The sequence below is a fragment of the Veillonella sp. KGMB01456 genome (assembly GCF_023051165.1).
Classification (GTDB): Bacteria; Bacillota; Negativicutes; order Veillonellales; family Veillonellaceae; genus Veillonella_A.
Map to the genome: position 1 here is coordinate 1 of NZ_JALKIG010000096.1, position 709 is coordinate 709.

1 protein-coding gene is annotated in these 709 nt (G+C 38.9%); it reads left to right on the forward strand.

Translation table 11 applies throughout. The features are described 5' to 3' along the window. On the forward strand, window positions 1–709 hold a 709-nt coding region (locus MXE28_RS11465; protein WP_247240194.1), incomplete at both ends, for an ISL3 family transposase.

Here is a 709-nt window from a genome sequence, read left to right on the forward strand (position 1 = left end):
CGGTATTATCTATTGATGAATTTAAAGGCAATGCAGCCGGCCAAAAATACCAGGTCATCCTTACCGATCCTACTGACCATAAAATACTGGATATTCTGCCTAAACGAGATACAGTCAAGCTAATACAGTACTTTTTGCAATTCCCAAGACACGTACGAAACAACGTAAAATACATCACAATGGACATGTCCCTCCAATTCCGCTCCGTCATGAAGCAATGCTTCCCTAAAGCTCATATTGTTGCTGACAGATTCCACTTAATCCGGCTGGTGACCTTTGCCCTTGAGCGAGTGCGTAAAGCTGAGCAAAATACCTTAACTAATGCAAGCCGAACCTTCAAAACGAATAAGCGAATATTGACTAAACATTTTAAGGATTTAACTGACAATGAATATGCAAAACTGATGGATATGTTTCACTATTCATCGAGATTACACCGTGCCTATATGCTAAAATATACCTTCCATACAGTGTTGAAATTTAAACGGAGGCGCGATATTCTAAGGTCCATAAATGAATGGCTTTCATTAGTTTTTGACTCTGAACTATCTGAATTTCAATCCCTCTTAAAAACGTTCTCCTCTTGGAGCGACGAAATTATTAATGCCTTAACCTTACCATATTCAAACGGCTTTACCGAGGGTTGCAACAACAAAATTAAAGTTTTAAAACGTTGCTCTTTTGGGATACGGAACTTCCACTACTTCCG